Annotated in this window: 21 protein-coding genes; 3 read left to right on the top strand and 18 right to left on the bottom strand. The window is 30.3% G+C overall.

All coding sequences use genetic code 11. The features are described 5' to 3' along the window. Positions 1-93 precede the first annotated feature (93 nt). Both ACKTTC_RS02205 and ACKTTC_RS02200 read left to right on the top strand, forming a co-directional pair. Complete coding sequence (locus tag ACKTTC_RS02205) at positions 94-2,355, top strand: beta-N-acetylhexosaminidase (RefSeq protein WP_408037869.1); 2,262 nt, start codon at positions 94-96, stop codon at positions 2,353-2,355. Beyond that, a complete protein-coding gene (locus ACKTTC_RS02200; RefSeq protein ID WP_408037867.1) occupies positions 2,355-3,059 on the top strand; it encodes a copper homeostasis protein CutC in 705 nt (234 codons plus the stop codon). The genes ACKTTC_RS02205 and ACKTTC_RS02200 overlap by 1 nt, the downstream gene beginning before the upstream one ends. 79 nt (positions 3,060-3,138) lie before the next feature. Here ACKTTC_RS02200 and ACKTTC_RS02195 read toward each other — a convergent pair whose 3' ends face one another. From ACKTTC_RS02195 to ACKTTC_RS02120, 16 genes are all read right to left on the bottom strand, one after another. After that, entirely contained in the window at positions 3,139-4,074 is a 936-nt protein-coding gene (locus tag ACKTTC_RS02195) for a UDP-glucuronic acid decarboxylase family protein (RefSeq protein ID WP_408037865.1), read from the bottom strand. Then, positions 4,075-5,079 (bottom strand): glycosyltransferase, encoded by a 1,005-nt coding sequence (locus tag ACKTTC_RS02190; RefSeq protein WP_408037864.1) that lies wholly within the window; start codon positions 5,077-5,079, stop codon positions 4,075-4,077. Next, on the bottom strand, positions 5,076-5,855 hold the full coding sequence (locus tag ACKTTC_RS02185; RefSeq protein ID WP_408037862.1) for a DUF3050 domain-containing protein: 780 nt from the start codon (positions 5,853-5,855) through the stop codon (positions 5,076-5,078). The genes ACKTTC_RS02190 and ACKTTC_RS02185 overlap by 4 nt, the downstream gene beginning before the upstream one ends. Before the next feature lie 68 nt (positions 5,856-5,923). After that, positions 5,924-6,736: an enoyl-ACP reductase FabI gene (locus ACKTTC_RS02180; RefSeq protein ID WP_408037860.1), complete on the bottom strand. Its 813-nt coding sequence runs from the start codon at positions 6,734-6,736 to the stop codon at positions 5,924-5,926. 17 nt (positions 6,737-6,753) lie between these two features. Then, on the bottom strand, positions 6,754-7,269 hold the full coding sequence (locus tag ACKTTC_RS02175; protein WP_408037858.1) for a hypothetical protein: 516 nt from the start codon (positions 7,267-7,269) through the stop codon (positions 6,754-6,756). Between the two features lie 5 nt (positions 7,270-7,274). After that, entirely contained in the window at positions 7,275-8,927 is a 1,653-nt protein-coding gene (gene recN / locus ACKTTC_RS02170; protein WP_408037856.1) for a DNA repair protein RecN, read from the bottom strand. Positions 8,928-9,022: 95 nt separating this feature from the next. Then, on the bottom strand, positions 9,023-9,928 hold the full coding sequence (porD, locus tag ACKTTC_RS02165) for a type IX secretion system protein PorD (protein WP_408037854.1): 906 nt from the start codon (positions 9,926-9,928) through the stop codon (positions 9,023-9,025). Between the two features lie 118 nt (positions 9,929-10,046). Continuing rightward, entirely contained in the window at positions 10,047-11,261 is a 1,215-nt protein-coding gene (coaBC, locus tag ACKTTC_RS02160) for a bifunctional phosphopantothenoylcysteine decarboxylase/phosphopantothenate--cysteine ligase CoaBC (protein ID WP_408037852.1), read from the bottom strand. Between the two features lie 5 nt (positions 11,262-11,266). Continuing rightward, positions 11,267-11,587 (bottom strand): DNA-directed RNA polymerase subunit omega, encoded by a 321-nt coding sequence (locus ACKTTC_RS02155; RefSeq protein WP_408037850.1) that lies wholly within the window; start codon positions 11,585-11,587, stop codon positions 11,267-11,269. A gap of 2 nt (positions 11,588-11,589) precedes the next feature. After that, entirely contained in the window at positions 11,590-12,414 is an 825-nt protein-coding gene (locus tag ACKTTC_RS02150; RefSeq protein ID WP_408037848.1) for an outer membrane protein assembly factor BamD, read from the bottom strand. A gap of 120 nt (positions 12,415-12,534) precedes the next feature. After that, complete coding sequence (locus ACKTTC_RS02145) at positions 12,535-13,044, bottom strand: ferritin (protein ID WP_408037846.1); 510 nt, start codon at positions 13,042-13,044, stop codon at positions 12,535-12,537. An 89-nt stretch (positions 13,045-13,133) separates the two neighbouring features. After that, positions 13,134-14,183: a hypothetical protein gene (locus tag ACKTTC_RS02140; protein WP_408037844.1), complete on the bottom strand. Its 1,050-nt coding sequence runs from the start codon at positions 14,181-14,183 to the stop codon at positions 13,134-13,136. Positions 14,184-14,317: 134 nt separating this feature from the next. Further along, complete coding sequence (locus ACKTTC_RS02135; RefSeq protein WP_408037843.1) at positions 14,318-14,686, bottom strand: hypothetical protein; 369 nt, start codon at positions 14,684-14,686, stop codon at positions 14,318-14,320. A 58-nt stretch (positions 14,687-14,744) separates the two neighbouring features. Beyond that, entirely contained in the window at positions 14,745-15,656 is a 912-nt protein-coding gene (locus tag ACKTTC_RS02130) for a phosphatidylinositol-specific phospholipase C (protein ID WP_408037841.1), read from the bottom strand. A 260-nt stretch (positions 15,657-15,916) separates the two neighbouring features. Continuing rightward, positions 15,917-16,792: a 4-hydroxy-tetrahydrodipicolinate synthase gene (gene dapA / locus ACKTTC_RS02125; RefSeq protein WP_408037839.1), complete on the bottom strand. Its 876-nt coding sequence runs from the start codon at positions 16,790-16,792 to the stop codon at positions 15,917-15,919. A gap of 89 nt (positions 16,793-16,881) precedes the next feature. Then, positions 16,882-17,964 carry an esterase-like activity of phytase family protein gene (locus ACKTTC_RS02120; RefSeq protein WP_408037837.1) on the bottom strand — a complete coding sequence of 361 codons (1,083 nt, stop codon included), beginning with the start codon at positions 17,962-17,964 and terminating at the stop codon, positions 16,882-16,884. A 79-nt stretch (positions 17,965-18,043) separates the two neighbouring features. Here ACKTTC_RS02120 and ACKTTC_RS02115 point away from each other — a divergent pair, with 79 nt between their 5' ends. Next, complete coding sequence (locus tag ACKTTC_RS02115) at positions 18,044-18,421, top strand: DoxX family protein (RefSeq protein ID WP_408037836.1); 378 nt, start codon at positions 18,044-18,046, stop codon at positions 18,419-18,421. A gap of 15 nt (positions 18,422-18,436) precedes the next feature. Here the strand turns inward: ACKTTC_RS02115 and ACKTTC_RS02110 are convergent, their stop codons facing one another. Then, positions 18,437-19,099: a lysoplasmalogenase gene (locus tag ACKTTC_RS02110; protein WP_408037835.1), complete on the bottom strand. Its 663-nt coding sequence runs from the start codon at positions 19,097-19,099 to the stop codon at positions 18,437-18,439. Further along, positions 19,099-19,764, bottom strand: coding sequence for a lysoplasmalogenase family protein (locus tag ACKTTC_RS02105; protein ID WP_408037833.1), 666 nt, complete (start codon positions 19,762-19,764; stop codon positions 19,099-19,101). The genes ACKTTC_RS02110 and ACKTTC_RS02105 overlap by 1 nt, the downstream gene beginning before the upstream one ends. Position 19,765 lies beyond the last annotated feature (1 nt).

The raw sequence follows: 19,765 nt of genomic DNA, 5'->3' as shown, positions 1-19,765 counted from the left end.
TACTAAAATCATAATTTGTTTATTTTTCAAAACTTAATAATTAGAATACTTTTAAAATGGAATGCTTACTTTTAAGTCTTTAAGATCATTCAAATGAAAAATTATATTCTCCTAGTTATAGCTATATGTGCTCTCTTAAGTTGTTCTAAAACAGCTTCAAATCCAGTAAAAGCTCAAATTATTCCTATTCCAGACACTCAGGTTTTACATGAAGGAAGTTTTGTATTGAGTTCTAAAACTGGATTAGAAGTCGATAAAAATTTAAGTGGTGTAGCCGATTATTTAAAATCATACATTCAAACAAATTATTCTATTGAATTAGTTGCAAAAGGTTCTAAAAATATTTCATTACGATTAAATACAAATATTCAAAATGATGAAGCTTATGAATTAAAAGTTACATCAAAGGAGATTAGTATTGAAGCAAAAACAGCTAGAGGTATTTTTTATGGTGTACAAAGTTTAGTACAACTCTTTCCGGTACAATCTACCGCTAAAGAGTTTCCTATACAGTGCTTAGAGATTAAAGATGCTCCACGATTTTCTTACAGAGGTATGCATTTAGATGTGGGGAGACATTTATTCCCTGTTGCTTTTATTAAAAAGTACATTGATCTCTTAGCCTCATTAAAATTCAATACATTTCATTGGCATTTAACGGAAGATCAAGGTTGGCGAATTGAAATTAAAAAATTTCCTAAACTCCAAGAGATTGCTGCTTATAGAGATGAAACCTTAAAAAACCATTATAATGATCAACCTCATAAATTTGATGGAAAAAAATATGGTGGTTATTACACACAAGAAGAAATTAAAGAAGTTGTAAAATACGCTTCTGAAAGATTTGTAGATATCATTCCAGAAATAGAAATGCCTGGACATTCACAAGCTGCCATTGCTGCTTATCCAGAATTAGGCTGTACTGGAGATTCTGTTAAAGTAGCCACTAAATGGGGCGTATTTGAGGAAGTATATTGTCCTACAGAAACTACTTTTAAATTTCTAGAAGACGTTATTGATGAAGTTATCACTTTATTTCCTAGTAAATACATTCATATTGGTGGTGATGAAGCACCAAAAGCACGATGGAAAAATTCTGATTTTTGTCAACAATTGATAAAAGAAAAAAATTTAAAAGACGAACACGGCTTACAAAGTTACTTTATCTCTAGAATGGAAAAGTATATCAATTCTAAAGGGAAACAAATTATTGGATGGGACGAGATTTTAGAAGGTGGTTTAGCTCCCAATGCAGCTGTAATGTCTTGGAGAGGAACAAAAGGTGCTGTAGAAGCTGCAAAACAAAAACACAATGTTATTCTTACTCCAACTTCTCATTGTTATTTCGATTACTATCAATCTGAAAATGAAAATGAACCTGTAGCTATTGGAGGTTTTCTTCCTTTGGAAAAGGCATATCAATTCAATCCTATTCCTAAAGAGCTTACTGAGGAGGAGCATAAATATGTTTTAGGAGCACAAGGAAATGTTTGGACAGAATACATGAAAACTCCTGAAAAAGTAGAGTACATGGCTTTTCCTAGAGCTATTGCATTAGCAGAAGTTTTATGGTCTACTCCTAGTCGTAAAAATTTTAACGAGTTTAAAAAACGATTGTTATTTTTTCAAAAAAGATTGGATGTTAAAAAAGTAAACTATGCAAATCATTTATATGAACTTAAAGGTAAATTAACTTCTAAAAATGGAGAGCTTTTTTATGAGTTTACACCTTTTGATAATGCATCTATTTTTTATACTCTTAATGGTAAAAATCCGGTTTTTACTGTAGATAAAAAATATACAGTTCCTTTTCCAATAGATTCTTCTACTGTTATTAAAGCTATTGTTTTTGATGCAGATGGAAACCAATTAAGCCGTGATATTTTTCAACAAAAAATTAATCTCCATAAAGCAGTAGGAAAGAAAATTACATTAGCTCCAAAACCACATAGATCTTATAACGCTGGTGGTACACAAGCTTTGATTAATGGTGTTTCTGGAAGTAATAAAAGGTTTGGAGATAAAGAATGGCTAGGCTTTGCTGGTGATGATATTTTAATTACTCTAGATCTTGAACAACCTACAGTTATTAATACTATTCGTACGCGTTTTCATAATGGAAATGGACAATGGATTTATGCTCCTAAGAATATAGGTGTAACATTCGATAATGGTGAAGAAACGTTATTTAAGGTTGAGAATGATAGTTTACTCGTTAATTTTAATGCAACTTTTACAAATAAAAATGCTCAAAAAATTAAAATTCGAATTCCTAATTATGGGCTAATTCCTGAAGGTAGACAAGGTGCTGGGCATAAGGCATGGACATTTATGGATGAACTTATTATTGAATAATGAAATTAGAAATCTGTACAAATTCTTATCTATCTGCACTTAATGCGCAAGAAGCTGGAGCGCATAGAATAGAATTATGTTCTGAACTAAGCTTGGGCGGAATTACACCTTCTTATGGTTTATTAAAAAAAATTACTCAGGACCTAACAATTGAAACCTTTGTATTAATTCGTCCGAGAAGTGGTGATTTTGTATATACTAATGATGAGTTTGAAATAATGAAACAAAACATTCTTTTGTGTAAAGAATTAGGCGTTCATGGGATTGTTTCTGGAGTTTTACATTCTAATAATACTATTGATATTAGAAGAACTAAGGAATTGTTTGAATTAGCAAAACCGCTTTCTTTTACTTTTCACAGAGCTTTTGATTTAGTAAACGATCCTTATGAAGCCGTTACACAATTAATCAATTTAGGTGTTGAACGAGTTTTAACTTCTGGACAAGCTAATACCGCTGAAAAAGGTTTAGCTTTATTACACGAATTACAAAAGAGTTTTGGCAATAAAATTACTATTATGGCTGGTAGTGGTATTACACCTTTAAATGCACATTTATTTAAAGAAATTGGTTTGACTGAGATTCATAGTTCTGCTTCCAAGAAAATTGATACTAACAATGCTGATTCGAATTATTTTGGTACTTCAATTCAAATATATTCTGATAAAACAATCATCAAAGAGTTCATAAGTACTATTAATTAAACACTTAAAATACTATTTTGTATATAATTAATAATTACTCTTCAAAACTTCTGAGTTACTCTATCATTCGAGTTACTAATTAAATTTCTCCTTTAAAGTATTCAATTACTTTTAATAAACCTTCATCTAGCGATACTTTTGGTTCCCAGTTATTTAATGTTTTCTTTGCTAAAGAAATGTCTGGTTTACGTTGCATCGGATCATCTTCAGGTAAAGGTTTAAAAATTAGTTTCGATTTAGAGTTTGTAATCTCGATAATCTTTTCTGCTAAATTTAAAATTGAAAACTCTCCAGGATTTCCAATATTAATAGGCCCAGTTACTGTATCATCTGTATTCATCATACGTATCATACCTTCAATTAAATCATCTACATATTGGAAACTTCTAGTTTGGTTTCCTTCGCCATAAATTGTAATATCTTCACCTTTTAAGGCTTGTACTATAAAATTTGAAATCACTCGACCATCGTTGGTATTCATACGTGTACCGTAGGTATTAAAAATTCGAATGATTTTAATTCGTACATTATTCTGTTTATGATAATTGATAAATAACGATTCTGCGCATCGTTTTCCTTCGTCGTAACAAGATCGTAAACCAATTGGATTTACATTTCCCCAATACGATTCTGGTTGCGGATGTATTTTAGGGTCTCCGTAAACTTCACTTGTAGAAGCTTGTAAAATCTTCGCATTTATTCTTTTTGCTAATCCCAACATATTAGTAGCTCCTACAACAGAAGTATTTATCGTTTTTATAGGATCGTGTTGGTAATGAATTGGTGAAGCTGGACAAGCCAAGTTATAAACTTCATCTACTTCGGCATAGTAAGGTTCTGTAATATCGTGTCTTACAATTTCAAAGTAAGGATTATCCATAAGATGAATAATGTTCTTTTTATTACCTGTAAAGTAATTATCTAGACTTATTACCTCATTTCCTTCTTTTAATAATCGTTCACATAAATGTGATCCGATAAAACCTGCGCCTCCTGTAACTAATATTCGCTTCACCTATTTAAAAAATAATTTTGGAAATTGTATTTCCGGATTTCTATTGAGTAAGCGAATGTAAAAAGTAGATTTCAAAAAAGCCAGTCCGTAGCCAAAAAATTGTATAAATACGGCATAAACAGACAAAATTCCTACTTTTAAACTTCTATTTAAAATTGTAGAATGTAACAATATTAATAGTAAATAACTCGCTAAGGGTATTAGCACTATTGGTTTATAAAAAACACCACCTATTAAAGATACGATTGTAAAAATTGTAAATAATGTTGGAAACCAAAAAGTGAGTTTTGCTGTTGTTGGATGCCATTTCGTTAAAATTGGACGAACTAATCCAAATTTTTTCACTTGTGTATGAAACTTCTCCCAAGAAATTCTTCTTTTATGATACACATAGGCATTAGGTAAGAATCCAGTAGTAAAACCTTTATTTACGATTCTTTGAGATAAGTCTGGATCTTCTCCTGGGTGAATTTTTGAAAAACCTCCTGTAACTTCAAATGCTTCTCTAGAAATTCCCATATTGAAACTTCTAGGTTCAAACTTTTGAACTTTTACCTTTCCTCCTCTTATTCCTCCTGTAGTAAAGAAAGAAGTCATTACATAATTTATTGCTTTTTGAAGATCTGTAAAGCTCTCGTGAGCAGCATCTGCTCCTCCAAAGCAATCTAGATAGTTTTCATTCAAAAAAGTATCTATTGTTGTTAAATAATGACTTGGTAAAATTACATCTGAATCTAAGATAATAAAGTAATTCCCTGCTGCTCTTTCCATTCCGTAATTTCTAGAATCACCAGGGCCACTATTCTCTTTGTAGAAATAACTAATATTTAATTGAGAGGCATATTTTTCTACAATAGATTCTGAAGACTCACTAGAACCATCCTCTACAATAACAATCTCGTATTTTTTTGTAAAATCTTGTTTTGTAAAGCTTTCTAAAAGTTCATCAATTTCATCAGGTCTATTGTATACAGGTACAATAAGTGATAATCTTATTTCACTCATACTAAAATTGATTTCTTTATTTCTTCAACAACTCCATTCCACAAATCAATACGCTTTTCTAACGATTTTTTAGCGTAGCTTTCAACTTCTTCCCACTTTTTAGAATCCTCTCCACATAATTCTTCAATCATTTGCAACGATAAAGGTCCATGTTCATCTCCATCTAACTCTATGTGTCTGTGTAAATAATATGTTAGCTTCGCATAGCTTTTATTTTCTAAGCTTTCTGCTTTATTAACTATTTCTAAAAACATATCTGGTATCACATCTTCTCTACCAAACGTAAAACTCGATGCAATAATGTGTGGCTTTTGAGTGCTAATAACATCAAAAGAGAACTTAACAAATTCTTTAGTTGCTTCATTAATTTGTAAAGTCTCTATAACTTCAGACACACTGTCTATAGTAGTAATTTCTGATATTAATTTCGTAATTTGAGAGGTATCTGCACCAACTTCTTCCATCGCTTCTATATACATCTCATAATGACTTTTAGGTTCGCCTAATTCATTAATATCTGTTTCTTCACCGTGGACTATTTCATTAATAAATCTAGCTGTAACTGGATTTTGAACAGGTTTCCAAGGTAATGAAACACAGGTTAATTGTGCTTGTAAAGATTTTAATAAAGACATGAAATCCCAGACTGCAAAGGCATGTTCTTTCATAAAAACTCTTACATCCTCTAATTCATTTAACAAGCTATATAACTCGTGTTCCTGTAATGCTTTTCGTAACGGTTCTAATTCTTTTTCTAAAATCTCTATTTGCTTCATTTCGTTCTAGTGTTTATAAAAAATGCAAATCTGATGATTTGCATTTTTTAGATTGATTTATAGGGTGCTTATTCTTCAGTAAAACGTTCCATTACAGCATCACTTACTCCCATGTTAGAGAATCCTCCGTCGTGGAATAAGTTTTGTAATGTAACTTTCTTAGTTAAATCTGAGAATAATGAGATTGTATAATCTGCACATTCTAAAGCTGTGGCATTTCCTAATGGAGACATTTTCTCTGCATATCTAATGAATCCATCAAATCCTTTTACTCCTTGACCTGCCGTTGTTGGCGTTGGAGATTGAGAAATTGTATTTACACGTACTTTATGATCTCTTCCGAAGAAATATCCGAAGCTACGTGCAATAGATTCTAAATATGCTTTATTATCAGCCATATCGTTATAATCTGGGAATACTCTCTGAGCTGCCATGTAAGTTAATGCAACAATACTTCCCCACTCGTTCATGGCTTGTTTGTTATACAACACGTTCATTACTTTATGAAATGAAACTGCAGAAACATCCCATCCTTTTGTTGTAAAGTCATATTTAGAATCTGTATAATGACGTCCTTTACGTACGTTTACAGACATACCAATTGAGTGTAATACGAAATCTATTTTCCCACCTAAAATTTCCATAGATTTTTCAACTAGATTTGTTAAATCTTCTACAGATGTAGCATCTGCTGGGATAATTTCAGAACCAGTTTTTTCAGCTAATTCTTTTAACTGCCCCATACGTAACGCAATTGGTGCATTTGTTAACACAAACTCTGCTCCTTCTTCGTGCGCTCTTTCTGCTACTTTCCAAGCAATAGAATTCTCATCTAAAGCTCCAAAAATAATTCCTTTCTTACCTTTTAATAAGTTATACATGTTTTAGTGTTTGTTTTCTATTGGTTAATTAGTTTTAGCCTTTGCATTAGGCTCATTTTTCGTTTCACTCTGTTTGAAGATGCATAAATAGCATCGAGTGTTTTGTTATTTAATGTTTCTTTAATAGCTAATTTATAATGTTTATAGGCATTCATTAAGTCTTGTTTTAACTCATATGCTTGTGCCATTTTATTATAAATAGTAGACTTATCTACTGTAGTACTATTAATAACGTTCTTGCCAAATGTAATCATTTCATCATTAAGATTCATGTCTATTAGCAAGTATGCATAATTACTATATGCTGCGTGGTAATCTTTAGCAAACTTTATTGCTAGTTCTAAATGTTTTTTTGCTTTGGGGTAGTTATTAAATTTGATATTGTATAACCAGCCTAAGTGATTGTGTGCTCTTCCATAATCTGGAAACTCACTTAACAATTCTAACAACATTTCTTTTGCTTCAACTATTCTATTTTCATCTATTAATTGATCTGCTTCAAAAAATAGATTCTCTGCTCTATTATCACTCATTCTCCTTAATTTAATAGTTCTTTGGCATGTATTAATGCACTTTCAGATATATCTTTTCCGCTTAACATTTCTGCTATTTCTACTACTCTTTCTTCAGTATCTAACTGTTTTAAGTTGGTCGTTGTAATACCTTTTACTTCTTTTTTATATACTTTATAATGCGAATTACCTTTTGACGCTATTTGTGGTAAATGTGTAATAGCCATTACTTGCATGTATTGACTCATTTGCTGCATAATATTGGCTATTTTATTTGAAACTTCACCAGAAACTCCAGTATCTATTTCATCAAAAATAATCGTTGGTAATTTTATGTTTTCTGAAAGAATCTTTTTTACAGATAGCATAATTCTAGATAATTCTCCTCCAGATGCTACTTTTTTCAATTCTCCAAAATTTCCTCCTTTATTAGCAGAAAATAAGAACTTCAATTCATCTTTTCCATTTGAAAGATAGGTTTCAGATGGTTCTAGTGTAATTGAAAAGCGTGCATTAGGCATTCCTAATTCTGATAATAAAAATTCTAATTCTTTCTTCAGTTTAGGAATTGCTTTATTACGAGCATTTGAAATTAATACAGCTACTTCATCTAGCTTTTTAGCAACTCCATTAATTTCTTCTTGTTTTTTATCTATAATCTCCGTAGCATTTTCTACACTACCTACTTTTTCTTCTAACTGCTCTTTAATTTCATTTAATCCTTCTAAAGTATCTACTTGATGCTTTTTTTGTAATGAATATAATAACTGTAATCGATCATTAATTTGCTCTAATTCATTAGGATTAAACTCAACATTTTCATTCTCATTCTCTAACTCAGTAATTACATCATCTAATTCTATTTTTACACTAGAAACTCTAGTAGAAATCTCTTCGTATTTTTTAGAAAATGTGCTTATTTTTTGTAAGCTGTTTTCTAAGTTATGTAATAAACCCTGAATTCCTATTTCTTCGTTTGTAGTTAGTTGTATTGCTTCAGATAAGCTTACTTTAATATCTTCTACGTTATTTAGTAAGTCTAATTTTTCTTCCAATTCTGATTGTTCATTTAATTGGAAATTAGCTTCTTCTAACTCTTTATATAAGTGTAGATTGTATTCGTATTGCTGCGTTTCGTTTTCTTGATTTTCTTTTAGTAAAAGTAGTTCTTTAACTAAAGTATTATACTTTTTCAATCCTCTTTTAAAAGAAGCAATTCGTTTATCATTTTTAGCAAGTGCATCGATAACAGAAAATTGAAATAGTACATCCGACAATTGTAATGTTTGATGTTGTGAATGAATATCTATCAACTTCGATTTTAATTCTCCTAATACACTTAGTGTAACTGGAGTATCGTTTACAAATGCTCTAGACTTTCCTGATGGTAAAATCTCTCTCCTAATGATAGTTGTATCTTCGTAATCTAAATCTTTCTTCTCAAAAAAATCTTGTAATACATATGCCTGAATATTAAATTCTGCTTCTACTACGCATTTTATTTCGTTGTTTTTTAAGGAAGCTAAATCTGCTCTATTTCCTAAGACGAGTCCTAATGCTCCAAGAAGTATAGACTTTCCTGAACCTGTTTCTCCCGTTATTATGGATAAACCATCTGAGAAATTGATCGTAAGTTGGTCTATTAAAGCATAATTTTGTATGGATAGATTGTGTAACAAATTCTTACTTTTAGAGCCGATAAAAATAAGGAATTTTAGAAAAATACCGTATACTAAAACGTTCTTTTGAAGTTACTATTGATGAAAAAGAATTGTTAAAGTTTAATTTCCTTCCACTTATTGTTTTGTGTAGGCGCAATTCTTTCTAGTAATTCTTTTAACTTCTGCTCTTTTCCTATTGTTTTACCTGAAGAAAAAATATCTACAATTTCATCTGACTTTGCGTCTAAAAAGACACGGATCATATAATTTCCTACTGTTATATTGAATAGTTTCTCTAATTGCATAATACTATTCGCTATTTCAGATTTTGCTTCTAGCTCATTATCTGCAAAAATATCGAAGCCTTTTCTATGGTAGTTATAATAGATATTACGAAGTGGTGTAAATTTAGACGACAATAAACCATCTATCAATGCAAAACGGTTTTGTTCTCCTACTTGATTTTCCCAAGATGGATCACCACTTTGCTGCGCTTGTAACATTACATTTTGAGCTTGTTTTAAATAGCTATCTCCTCCTTTTAAAGCAAAAGTATCTGCATCTACACCAATAATTATATAAACATAAAAAACAATCATCGATACGAGATTAGAATCAAAAGAGTTTGGGTTATAGATTAACGGCTCAAACTCATTGTATTGAAAATTAAACTTCGTATCGTTGATGTTTAATATTGGTGTTTCATAAGTTGAATTATATACAGGCCTAGAGGCTTGTATTTGTAATGTAGCGTTAAAATTGCTCCCATTTTGTTCATTTACAATAATGGTAAACGCTGCATTAATTCTTTCTTGTGGTAAGAACTTCTTATTTGTCCATTTTGTTTGATTGATAAACTCTGTAAGCGATTGCTGTAATGTGTTAAATACTTGCTTGTTGGTACTTTGTACTCTATCTGCATTTACAGCTACTACGGCGTTTAACTCCTCTTGTGCTGTTACCGTTATAAACGAAAACAAACACAATACAAAAACATAAGAAATTCTTTTAAAAAACATACGTTTCTAATGTCAGGTCAAGCGCAGTTGAGACCTATTTTAAATTAATATCCTCTCGCTTACTGCGCAATTTTATCTTCGTTTAGTATAGTAAACTCAATAATGCTCGAGGTAACAACTACTTATTTGAAAGTCGCTTTATTATTTCGTTAATAATATCTTTAGCTACTTCTTTTTTAGATTTCAAAGGATAGGTAGTTTCCTTTAAATCTGAACCAATAATAGTAATTTTATTTGTATCTCCTGCAAAACCTGCTCCTTTATCTCTTAAAGAATTTAAGACAATAGCATCTAAGTTCTTAGAAGTTATCTTCTTTTTTGCATTACATACTTCATCATTAGTTTCTAAAGCAAAGCCTATTAATAGTTGCTCTTCTTTAATAGCTCCTAATGATTTTAAAATATCTTTGGTTGGTTCTAACTCAATTACTAACGACGCATCTTTCTTTTTTATTTTCTGATCTGCAACATTTTTTGGTCGATAATCTGCAACTGCTGCAGATAATACAGCTATATCTACTTCTTTAAAATGTTTATGACAAGCATCGTACATTTCTTGAGCAGAAGTTACATTTATTCTATTAATTAATGAATGCTTTACATATTGATGCGATGGTCCAGAAACTAAAAACACTTCTGCTCCTAATGTAGCAGCTGCTTTAGCAATTTCAAATCCCATTTTTCCTGAAGAATGATTCCCTATGAATCGAACTGGATCTATGGCTTCGTATGTAGGACCTGCAGTTAATAGTAGTTTTTTTCCTTTTAATGGTAATTTAGAAATGATATCACTTTCAATAAAGCTAACAATATCTTCTGGTTCTGCCATTCTTCCCTCACCTACCAATCCACTCGCTAATTCCCCTGAAGTAGCTGGAATCATAATGTTTCCAAACGACTGTAAACTATCTAAACTTTTTTTAGTAGACGGGTGCTTATACATATCTAAGTCCATCGCTGGAGCAAAATATACAGGGCATTTTGCTGACAAATATGTTGCTAGCAATAAGTTATCACAAGTACCTTTTGTCATTTTAGACAATGTATTAGCTGTTGCAGGTGCAATTAGCATAATATCTGCCCAAAGTCCTAATTCTACATGATTATTCCACAATTCATTTTCATCTTCTTGATCGTAGAATGTAGAATGTACTGGATTTTTAGAAAGTGTTGATAATGTAAGCGGTGTAATAAAATCTTTAGACGCAGGAGTCATTACTACTTTAACTTCTGCGCCTGATTTTATAAATAAACGGACTAGACTTGCAGTTTTATATGCAGCTATTCCGGCGGTAATTCCTAATAATACCTTTTTTCCTTGAAGTACAGACATTAATATTATTTTGTGTCTGGAGATCTATGGTAAATTTTTTCGCTTAACCACTCCTCTACAGCAATAGCTGTTGGCTTAGGTAAACGCTCATAAAATTTTGAAACTTCAATTTGCTCTTTGTTTTCGAAAACTTCTTCTAAACTATCATTGTACGTAGCAAACTCATCTAACTTATCTACTAACTCCTTCTTTAAATCAGAGTTTATTTGAGTAGCTCTTTTAGCAATAATTGAAATTGCTTCGTAAATATTATCTGTAGCTTCCTCAACTGCTTCTCTATCGTAAGTTACTGTTGATACTGGTGCCTTAGTTTCTTTATAGTTCATATTTAACTTTTACTATTAAATTGCTGTAATTGTTCTTGTTCTTTGTGTAATGTAGCCAACATTTTATCAGACTCTTCTTTATATTTAGTCTCAGGAAAGTTACGTTTTAGCTTTTCGTATGCTTTAATAGCAGCTTTTATACGTCCGTCTTTTCTTCTGTTGGTACTTTTTAATGCAAAATCATGCGCCGCTTTTAATCTGTAATACAACGCTTCTTCTTTATATGTTGTTCCTAAATAATCTGATAATAAATTATCAAAAGCTGTTATAGCAGCTCTATAATTACCAGGATATGCATCTGCAGTAGTATAGTAACCTTTTGCTATTTCAAATGCTTTGGTTTCTAATTTATACTGTAACTCTTTATAATATTTATTTGCCTCGTCTAATCGTAATGAATTAGGATACTTATCTATAAAAGCTTGAAAAGATTCTAATGCCTTTTTAGTATCTGTAGGATCTTTACTGTAAACTGGTGCAGCTTTATAGTAACTTAATGCTGATAAGAAATCTGCTTCTTCTTTCTTTGAACTCTTAGGATAGTTTTGAGCAAACCTGTTAAAGTAGTACCCTGCTATACTATAATTTTTCTCATTAAAGTTAGAATTTGCTACCATAAACTGAATACGCTCTTGTTGAGGCTTATTACGGTAAGCAGCTGTTACTTTTTCAAATAAACGTAATGCTTTGCTATATTTTTTGGCCTCATACATTTTTACGGCCATTTTATACTGTTGCTCAATAGTACCTCTGTTCAATACTTTCTGGTACTCTCCACAAGAAACAAGTATTAAAAACGAAAAAATAAAATATACTCTTCTGATCATTTTTTGCATTTTGCAAAATTAGTAATTAATTATGTATTATTAAAATGAATTCATTTCACTAAGTGAAAGCGCAATTACGTATAATTAAGATGAATAAACTACTAAACGTTTGTTAAATATTTATTGAGACGTTTCTTCTTGCCCCACTAATTGTTTTATATCGTTATCAAATAAGTATAATCCTCCTTTATCATCTCCAATTAAATTAATTTTATCTAAGATATTTCTAGCAAGAGCTTCTTCTTCTATTTGTTCTGCTACATACCATTGTAAGAAATTATGTGTAGCATAGTCTCTTTCTTCTAATGTTATATGTACTAAATCATTGATAGATTGTGATACCATTATTTCATGATCTAATAACGTTTGAAACATATCTTTAAAAGAACCAAATTTTGGAGATGGTGCTTCTAATGCTGGTACCATTGCATGTCCTCCTCTTTCATTAATAAACTTTACTAATTTTAACATGTGCATTCTTTCTTCATCTGAATGTGCATACATAAATTGTGAAACACCTTCAAATCCTTGTACTTCTGCCCATGATGCCATAGCTAAATATACTTGAGATGATTGTGCTTCTATCTGTACTTGTTTATTTAATGCTGATTCTATTTTTTCTGATAACATTTATCCTTATTTTTAATTTATAGCAAAGATGCAAAAAAGCTCATAATCTTAAGTTATGAGCTTTGAATTCTTTTTATATTTTATTTACATTAATCTGTCACAGTTGTTTGATAGGTTTGCACTTTATTACAAGGACGATACCAAAGAATTGGTTTTCTGGCTAATTCAGAAATAATTGGATTAATTACTTCTGGCCCACCTTTAAAGGATTTATATATACCTACGACTCTAGGCGTAATTACAATATCATTATTGGCCGTTTCATTTCCTTCACCACTACTAACTGGATTTGCATATAATTGTGCTTTTATTGTTCCTATGGCTAAGATTGCATTCTGAATTGTTGTTTCGTTTATTTCACTTGGCAATGGTAATGCTGAAGAAACACTTTTCCCCGTAATCCCTAATGTTTGTACACTTAAACTCCCTTTTAATTTTCCTGCTTTTGCTTCACTTGCTATTACTCCAAGTCCTGAAAGATTTACGTCTCCTTTTAAAGTTGTTACCCTAGCTACCACTCTTAGCCCTACTCCAATATATACTGGTACAACTTTTTCTTCCCACCCATTTCCTGGTAACAGTATTTTAATGCTTTCTTTTAATTCTCGTTCTTCTTGCTTGAAAAAATTTATTTTCTCCTGATTAGCATTTACATTGTATTGTCTAAAACGAATACTAGGTTCTACTTGGTAAATTATTTTTCGTTCTTTAATTGAATCTATTTCTGTTTTAACTGGTGCTGGATATTCATATTTTTCTCTATAAAAAAACGGAATCTGAGTTACATCTACATTGATGTAATCTAATGTGACCTCATAAGTTTGACCTTCTCCAGAGGCTTTAACAATACTTCCATAAGTTATAGAGCCGTCTTTTTCTATTTTAGCAATAGACAAACGTACTGTTTGATCTGGAAATGAATTTAATAGTGATTTAAATGGCACTTTCTTTCCTTCTTCATATGGAGGGTAGTTACAACTATATCCTAAGGCTGTAGCAACCGGTAATGGATCTAACGGAATGTAAGAAAATGTAGAATTTTGTTCCCCTAATGTTTCTGCTTCTACTAATTTAGTTGGTGCGCAATTAGAAAAACAAATACACAATAGTCCTATAAAAAGTATGTTGGTTAGTTTCATAAGTACTTGTTTTATTTAATTATCCTATCATTAAATATCTTAAACACTTATAAACAAACAGTTACTTATACTACAAAACCATACACTTTAGGCACAAGCGTATGGTTTTTATACATAAAACTTTATTGATTTAACTAATATTTGCTTTTTAGATAATCCATTAAGTTTAATAGAAGAGTTTCTTCTTCTTTATCCAGTAAAATACTTTCTTTAGTACTTGGTTCATAATATCCTAGTACGAAATATAAGTTTTTTGCTATTTTTTCTAATGACTCTTGTGATACGTCTTTTTGTAACTCGTATAGATATGCGCCAGCGTCTGTATATAACGTTTCTTCTTCTGAAACTTCTTTATTTCCGTCGATATATCCATTTAAAAACTCAGTAAAAGCCATATTTTCTGAGTTTATATTTACTCTAGATGTTGTTTCATTTTCTGTTTGACATGCAGTTACAAATGTTATTAATGAAACTAAGGCAAAGGTGTATATATATTTTTTCATTGTTGTTCTAAGATTTACATTCGATATTAAAAGTGTTCTTTGAATCGTTTCTTTCTAATTAATTCGACTGATTTAGCTTTATGATATTTTTAATTAGCTCATCACCTGGGTAATCCATAGCAATGATTCCTACTTTTATTGGTTTTTCACCAGTTTCCCTTGCTTGATTCAATTCATTAGAAATTCTTTCATATACTACTCTATTCACACGATATGCAACAGAATAAGGATACGCAAAAGCGCCTACACCACTAGCAAAATTTAAGTAAATATTATTTAAATCTTTACTAGAGACATCTATATGACTTAGTACTTTTCTGTATTTACTTGGAATATGGAAAAGCGTTGGAACTGAATAATCATCTTGTATTTTTAATGAATTCCAATAAATTCCAGGTAAACCATGAACCTGTTCTATAATTGTTATTTTTCCGCGTAATTCTCCTAAAGTAGCTTTTGGGTTAGGCTTTTCATATATGCGGTTTTCTTCTCTTAAATTTTTAACGTAGTTATTGTAAATCCTAATAAACTCTGCATTTGATGCAGAAGAATATTCTTGTTTTACTCTCATTAAAACTGTTTCTCCTGGGTTTGCTTTTAAGAAATTACTTACATGTTGAAGTACTCCAGCAAATGTGATGTGCTGGTAGAATCGACCATGATGAATCGTTAATGCATTATTGATTACTCTGCAGCGAATATCCAAAAAGCGAATACCTGCTTTTAATTGTTCTGGAATACTCATTGATTGCGTTTCCGCTAAATCGCCTCCATATAAGGAAGCTGTATCGTGTGTTCCTGGAATTGACATTTCTGTTAATCTAGTTGCATCATCTAAATTTGTCATCCATCTTGATTCGTTATTCTCTGTAGTTGTGGATGTATTATAGTAAGCTTTCGTTTGACTATGAATAACGTAAGGGAAGTTTAATGCTATTAGTGCAATAAACGTAATTAATTTGACTCTCATTGTTTTATAATATTTGATAAACTTTTTAGGGACTTATGTTTTTACAGTTACTTTTAATTTTTTAAATCCGTAACATTAAAAAACACCTTGAGTTAACTTTTATTGTTATCAATTATAAAATTTCAATAAAATGCTTAAAAACGTCAGTGAATAGTCTACAATAAATGGTAGTATTGATCTATGTTAAACAAGAAAAGCTAAACTAAAAACATTGGACATGCTCTAGTTTAGCTTTTTATGAAAAATACTATTATAATACTTTATAATCTATCTATAAAGTCTGATATTTCTGTTTGTAATTCTTCTGATGCTTTTACCAAAGGAAGTCTCACTTCATCTGAACATATTCCTACTTTTTGAAGCATGCTTTTAATTCCTGCTGGATTTCCTTCAGCAAAAATCATATCAATACTATCTGCTACTTTATAATGTAATTCGTAAGCTTCTTTTGCTTTACTTTCTAACCCTAATTGAATCATACGAGAAAATTCTTTCGGCAATCCTTCTCCAATTACACTAATAACTCCTGCTCCACCAGCTAATACCATTGGTAACGCAATCATATCATCTCCAGATATTACTAAGAAATCTTTAGGTACTTTTTGTATAATTTTCATTGCTTGTACCATATCTCCTTTAGCCTCTTTTACTGCGATAACATTCTCAAAATCGTTTGCTAACCTTGCTATTACTTCAGGCGACATATTTGAAGCTGTTCTTCCTGGTACATTATATAAAATTATAGGTTTTTCTGTTGCTTCTGCTACCGCTTTAAAGTGTTGATAAATTCCTTCTTGCGTAGGTTTGTTATAATAAGGAGAAACCGATAACACACCATCAAACTCTGTTAAATCTGTATTTTTAAGTTCGTTAACTACAGCAGCAGTATTATTCCCTCCAATTCCTAATACTAAAGGCAAACGGCCTTTATTTACTTCTATAATCTTGGCTTTTACAGCTTCTTTTTCTTCAGTTGTTAACGTAGCTGGTTCTCCCGTAGTCCCTAACACAACTAAATAGTTAATTCCGTTTTCTATTTGATAATTTACTAATCGTTCTAAACCATCAAAATCTACACTCCCATCTTCAAAAAAGGGTGTAACCAATGCAACCCCTGTACCTATAAATTTTTGCATTTAAATTCTTAATTTTCCTGTAAAATTAATGCTTTATTTAAAATGTTTCTGTGTTTATATAGAGAATATACAAATTTTATAATGGTTGTTTAATTTTTTTCTTTGATTTCTAGAACTATGAACTGATTTATTTGCGTATCATATAGCTGAAAATTATCATCTGATATTAAAATTAACGAACTATTTCCATTAGATAATTTAGGTCCCAATGTTATTCCTTCAATATTATCTATAATTCCTTTAGTTAGATTTGGTTTAATTGTATTGAAATTCAATAACAGTTCTTTCTTTAAAGGTATATAAGTTCTATTTGATAAAGTTTCAAAAGCTAATGTATTTGTCGTTTTATCTTCTACCGTTGCTTTATATAATTTTACAGTATTCCCATAGCTTCCATATCCACTTTGATAAGCTCTTTCTACCACCAAAAATGTATTCTTCTTGTATTCTAAAATAGCGGTTAACCCATTTAAATTGATCGTTCCTTTTTTAGGTTTTTCTACTTTGTCTAGCATATAGACATATTGCTTGGTTGCTTTCTTTTCACCATCATTAAAAAGCGTAATTCTTACAGGAGACAATGTTTCAGTTAAACTTGGTTCTTCACCATCAACTTTTAAAACTCCTTCCATTGCAACCCACATTCCTGTATTATCTATGCTTCTACAAGACCCTTCGAAACTGGCATTATGCCTAGAAGCTGATTTAAAATATTCTGGTATTTCAAAAGAACTTATAAACTCCCCTCCTTCATTTATTGCAAAAACAGAAGGTTCTTTTCCTTTTTTAATACTTCCTTCTGAAACCAAGTGAAATTCTTTTTCTTTTGCATTAAACACTAACGATTCTAAATCTAAGGCTTGCTCTTTATAAAACTCTGAAGAATCTTTTAACTCTATTAAATCTACAAAATCTATCTTCTGAATTGTATCTTCATTAAAAGTTATTACTGACTTTAAAATTCTAGGATTTTGTGAATCATCTATTACAAAGTAAAAATTCGTACCATCATAATCTATTCCAGACAAACCACCTACTATAGTATTTTTATATGCTAAAGAATCTTGTAATACAAATTCATCTTTAAACTCAACTACTAAGCCTTTATTTTTCTGCTCTTTACATCCAAACAGACTTATTATAAACATTAACAGAATGTAGTTTTTTTTCATAAAGTTTTAACTTTTTTAGTTTTAATTTGAAAAGATCACCTTTTTTATTCGTCTACGTAAGTAATAAATAATAAAATTTATGACGAAACATATACCTTTATTACTCAAACTTATTGCTGCAATTATCATGCTACAAACATTATTTTTTAAATTTTCAGGAGCTCCTGAAAGTGTTGAGCTTTTTACTAAAATTGCAGGAGAACATGAAAAATTCATGAGAATTGGTACTGGAATCTTAGAGTTAATTGCTTCAATTTTACTTTTTGTTCCTAGAAAAACATGGTTAGGTGCATTTTTAACTATTGGTTTAATGGGAGGAGCTATTATGTCTCATTTAACTATTATTGGTATTCAGCATAATAATGATGGTGGCGCATTATTTATTATGGCAATTATTACCTTACTTTCTGGTATTGGCTTACTTTACTTAAATAGAAAAGACATTCCTTTTTTATAACTAATTAAAAGCTGTTTAATGATTATGTTTTATAATAACTGCTTTACAAATTAGGTATTGTGACACTATATATGTTATCATTATTAATACCTGTAAAATAGAAGCACTGAAATAAAACTCTTTAATCGCTATAATGCTATCTGAAAGGATAAATAACAAAGCACCAATAAGCAACCATGAATTTTCGGTTGCTTTATTTTTTATATAATTTAATAAAGCCACTGTTCCAAAAGTAGAAATCGCAATTCCATACACAATAACTGGCACAAATAACTCTCCTAAATTTTCTTTGATTAACATTACGATTAAAGAAAAATACACTACAAATGGAATTGCTGCATAAATAACAGTTTTCGTTTTTACAGTTGTGAAGAAGCCTCTAATTATTTTTATATAAATGATATGTGTTATAAGAAAAGAAACCAATCCTCCAATAAAAAACTTTTTCGGGAATAGTAATAGCACATCTCCCCAAAACGAAAAGAATAAGGCTGAGACAAACCAAAAGCTTCTCTTTTTAACAGAAACAAGATATAGAATTGCTAGTACAACCGTAATTAAAGGTTTAAATATAAATTCTAGTAACTTATTATTCATTATTGTTCCATATACTTCTAGCATTGAAACTAATAAAAACAGTAATGCTATAATTGTGATTCTTTGAGGGATATTTTTCATTAATTTATTATTTTATCTTTTAGTATAAATCCTCTATAAAAAACATAACAAGATAGCATGTAAATACTTAATGAAGCTACATCAAAATACACATTAGAGACATTAAAAATAACTACAGCATAAATAGAATCTGATATAACTCTAATTCCCATAGCGATTAATAATACCTCATTTGCTACATTCATATTATGTAAGTAATTAGACAATGAAATAGCAAACGCTAAGCTCATTGTTAAACCATAGAAGATGATTGGGTAAAACGATTTTCCTTTATTTTGAACTACAAAAACAAAGACTATTATAAACAACATAATAGCTAATAAAAAATACTTTAAAATCTGTTTTTTCGCATCCTTTTTAAGGAGGTTTGCTATTATCTTTATTAAAAATAAATTGGCTATTCCATAGATCAAAATAGCAATATGGAACATATTAATCGTATTATTAATAATATCTGCTATTACCATAGTAGCAAACATGCTAATTACTAAAGGATCTATTTTTTTACTTTCAAAACTATACAGCATTAAAAGTATTAAAATAGGAACAGGTTTAAATGCATTCCTTAAAACAATATCATTTGTTACTGTAGCTAGCATGTATAAATACAAAATACATGCAGCTACAAAACTTATTGTTAATGCTATTTTAATATTAAATTTCAAT

Origin of the sequence: Tenacibaculum amylolyticum (assembly GCF_964511145.1) — a bacterium.
Lineage (GTDB): Bacteria > Bacteroidota > Bacteroidia > Flavobacteriales > Flavobacteriaceae > Polaribacter > Polaribacter amylolyticum.
Note: the sequence above shows the minus strand (reverse complement) of the source record. Positions and strands in the feature narration are given on the sequence as shown.

Bases quoted from the DNA above. Each gene is read 5' to 3' on its own strand.
- dapA (WP_408037839.1), bottom strand. From the start codon at position 16,792: ATGCAAAAATTTATAGGTACAGGGGTTGCATTGGTTACACCCTTTTTT.
- ACKTTC_RS02145 (WP_408037846.1), bottom strand. From the start codon at position 13,044: ATGTTATCAGAAAAAATAGAATCAGCATTAAATAAACAAGTACAGATA.
- ACKTTC_RS02200 (WP_408037867.1), top strand. From the start codon at position 2,355: ATGAAATTAGAAATCTGTACAAATTCTTATCTATCTGCACTTAATGCG.
- ACKTTC_RS02175 (WP_408037858.1), bottom strand. From the start codon at position 7,269: ATGAGTGATAATAGAGCAGAGAATCTATTTTTTGAAGCAGATCAATTA.
- ACKTTC_RS02120 (WP_408037837.1), bottom strand. From the start codon at position 17,964: ATGAAAAAAAACTACATTCTGTTAATGTTTATAATAAGTCTGTTTGGA.
- ACKTTC_RS02155 (WP_408037850.1), bottom strand. From the start codon at position 11,587: ATGAACTATAAAGAAACTAAGGCACCAGTATCAACAGTAACTTACGAT.
- coaBC (WP_408037852.1), bottom strand. From the start codon at position 11,261: ATGTCTGTACTTCAAGGAAAAAAGGTATTATTAGGAATTACCGCCGGA.
- ACKTTC_RS02115 (WP_408037836.1), top strand. From the start codon at position 18,044: ATGACGAAACATATACCTTTATTACTCAAACTTATTGCTGCAATTATC.
- ACKTTC_RS02110 (WP_408037835.1), bottom strand. From the start codon at position 19,099: ATGAAAAATATCCCTCAAAGAATCACAATTATAGCATTACTGTTTTTA.
- ACKTTC_RS02140 (WP_408037844.1), bottom strand. From the start codon at position 14,183: ATGAAACTAACCAACATACTTTTTATAGGACTATTGTGTATTTGTTTT.
- ACKTTC_RS02180 (WP_408037860.1), bottom strand. From the start codon at position 6,736: ATGTATAACTTATTAAAAGGTAAGAAAGGAATTATTTTTGGAGCTTTA.
- ACKTTC_RS02190 (WP_408037864.1), bottom strand. From the start codon at position 5,079: ATGAGTGAAATAAGATTATCACTTATTGTACCTGTATACAATAGACCT.
- ACKTTC_RS02205 (WP_408037869.1), top strand. From the start codon at position 94: ATGAAAAATTATATTCTCCTAGTTATAGCTATATGTGCTCTCTTAAGT.
- ACKTTC_RS02130 (WP_408037841.1), bottom strand. From the start codon at position 15,656: ATGAGAGTCAAATTAATTACGTTTATTGCACTAATAGCATTAAACTTC.
- ACKTTC_RS02150 (WP_408037848.1), bottom strand. From the start codon at position 12,414: ATGATCAGAAGAGTATATTTTATTTTTTCGTTTTTAATACTTGTTTCT.
- ACKTTC_RS02185 (WP_408037862.1), bottom strand. From the start codon at position 5,855: ATGAAGCAAATAGAGATTTTAGAAAAAGAATTAGAACCGTTACGAAAA.
- porD (WP_408037854.1), bottom strand. From the start codon at position 9,928: ATGTTTTTTAAAAGAATTTCTTATGTTTTTGTATTGTGTTTGTTTTCG.
- ACKTTC_RS02135 (WP_408037843.1), bottom strand. From the start codon at position 14,686: ATGAAAAAATATATATACACCTTTGCCTTAGTTTCATTAATAACATTT.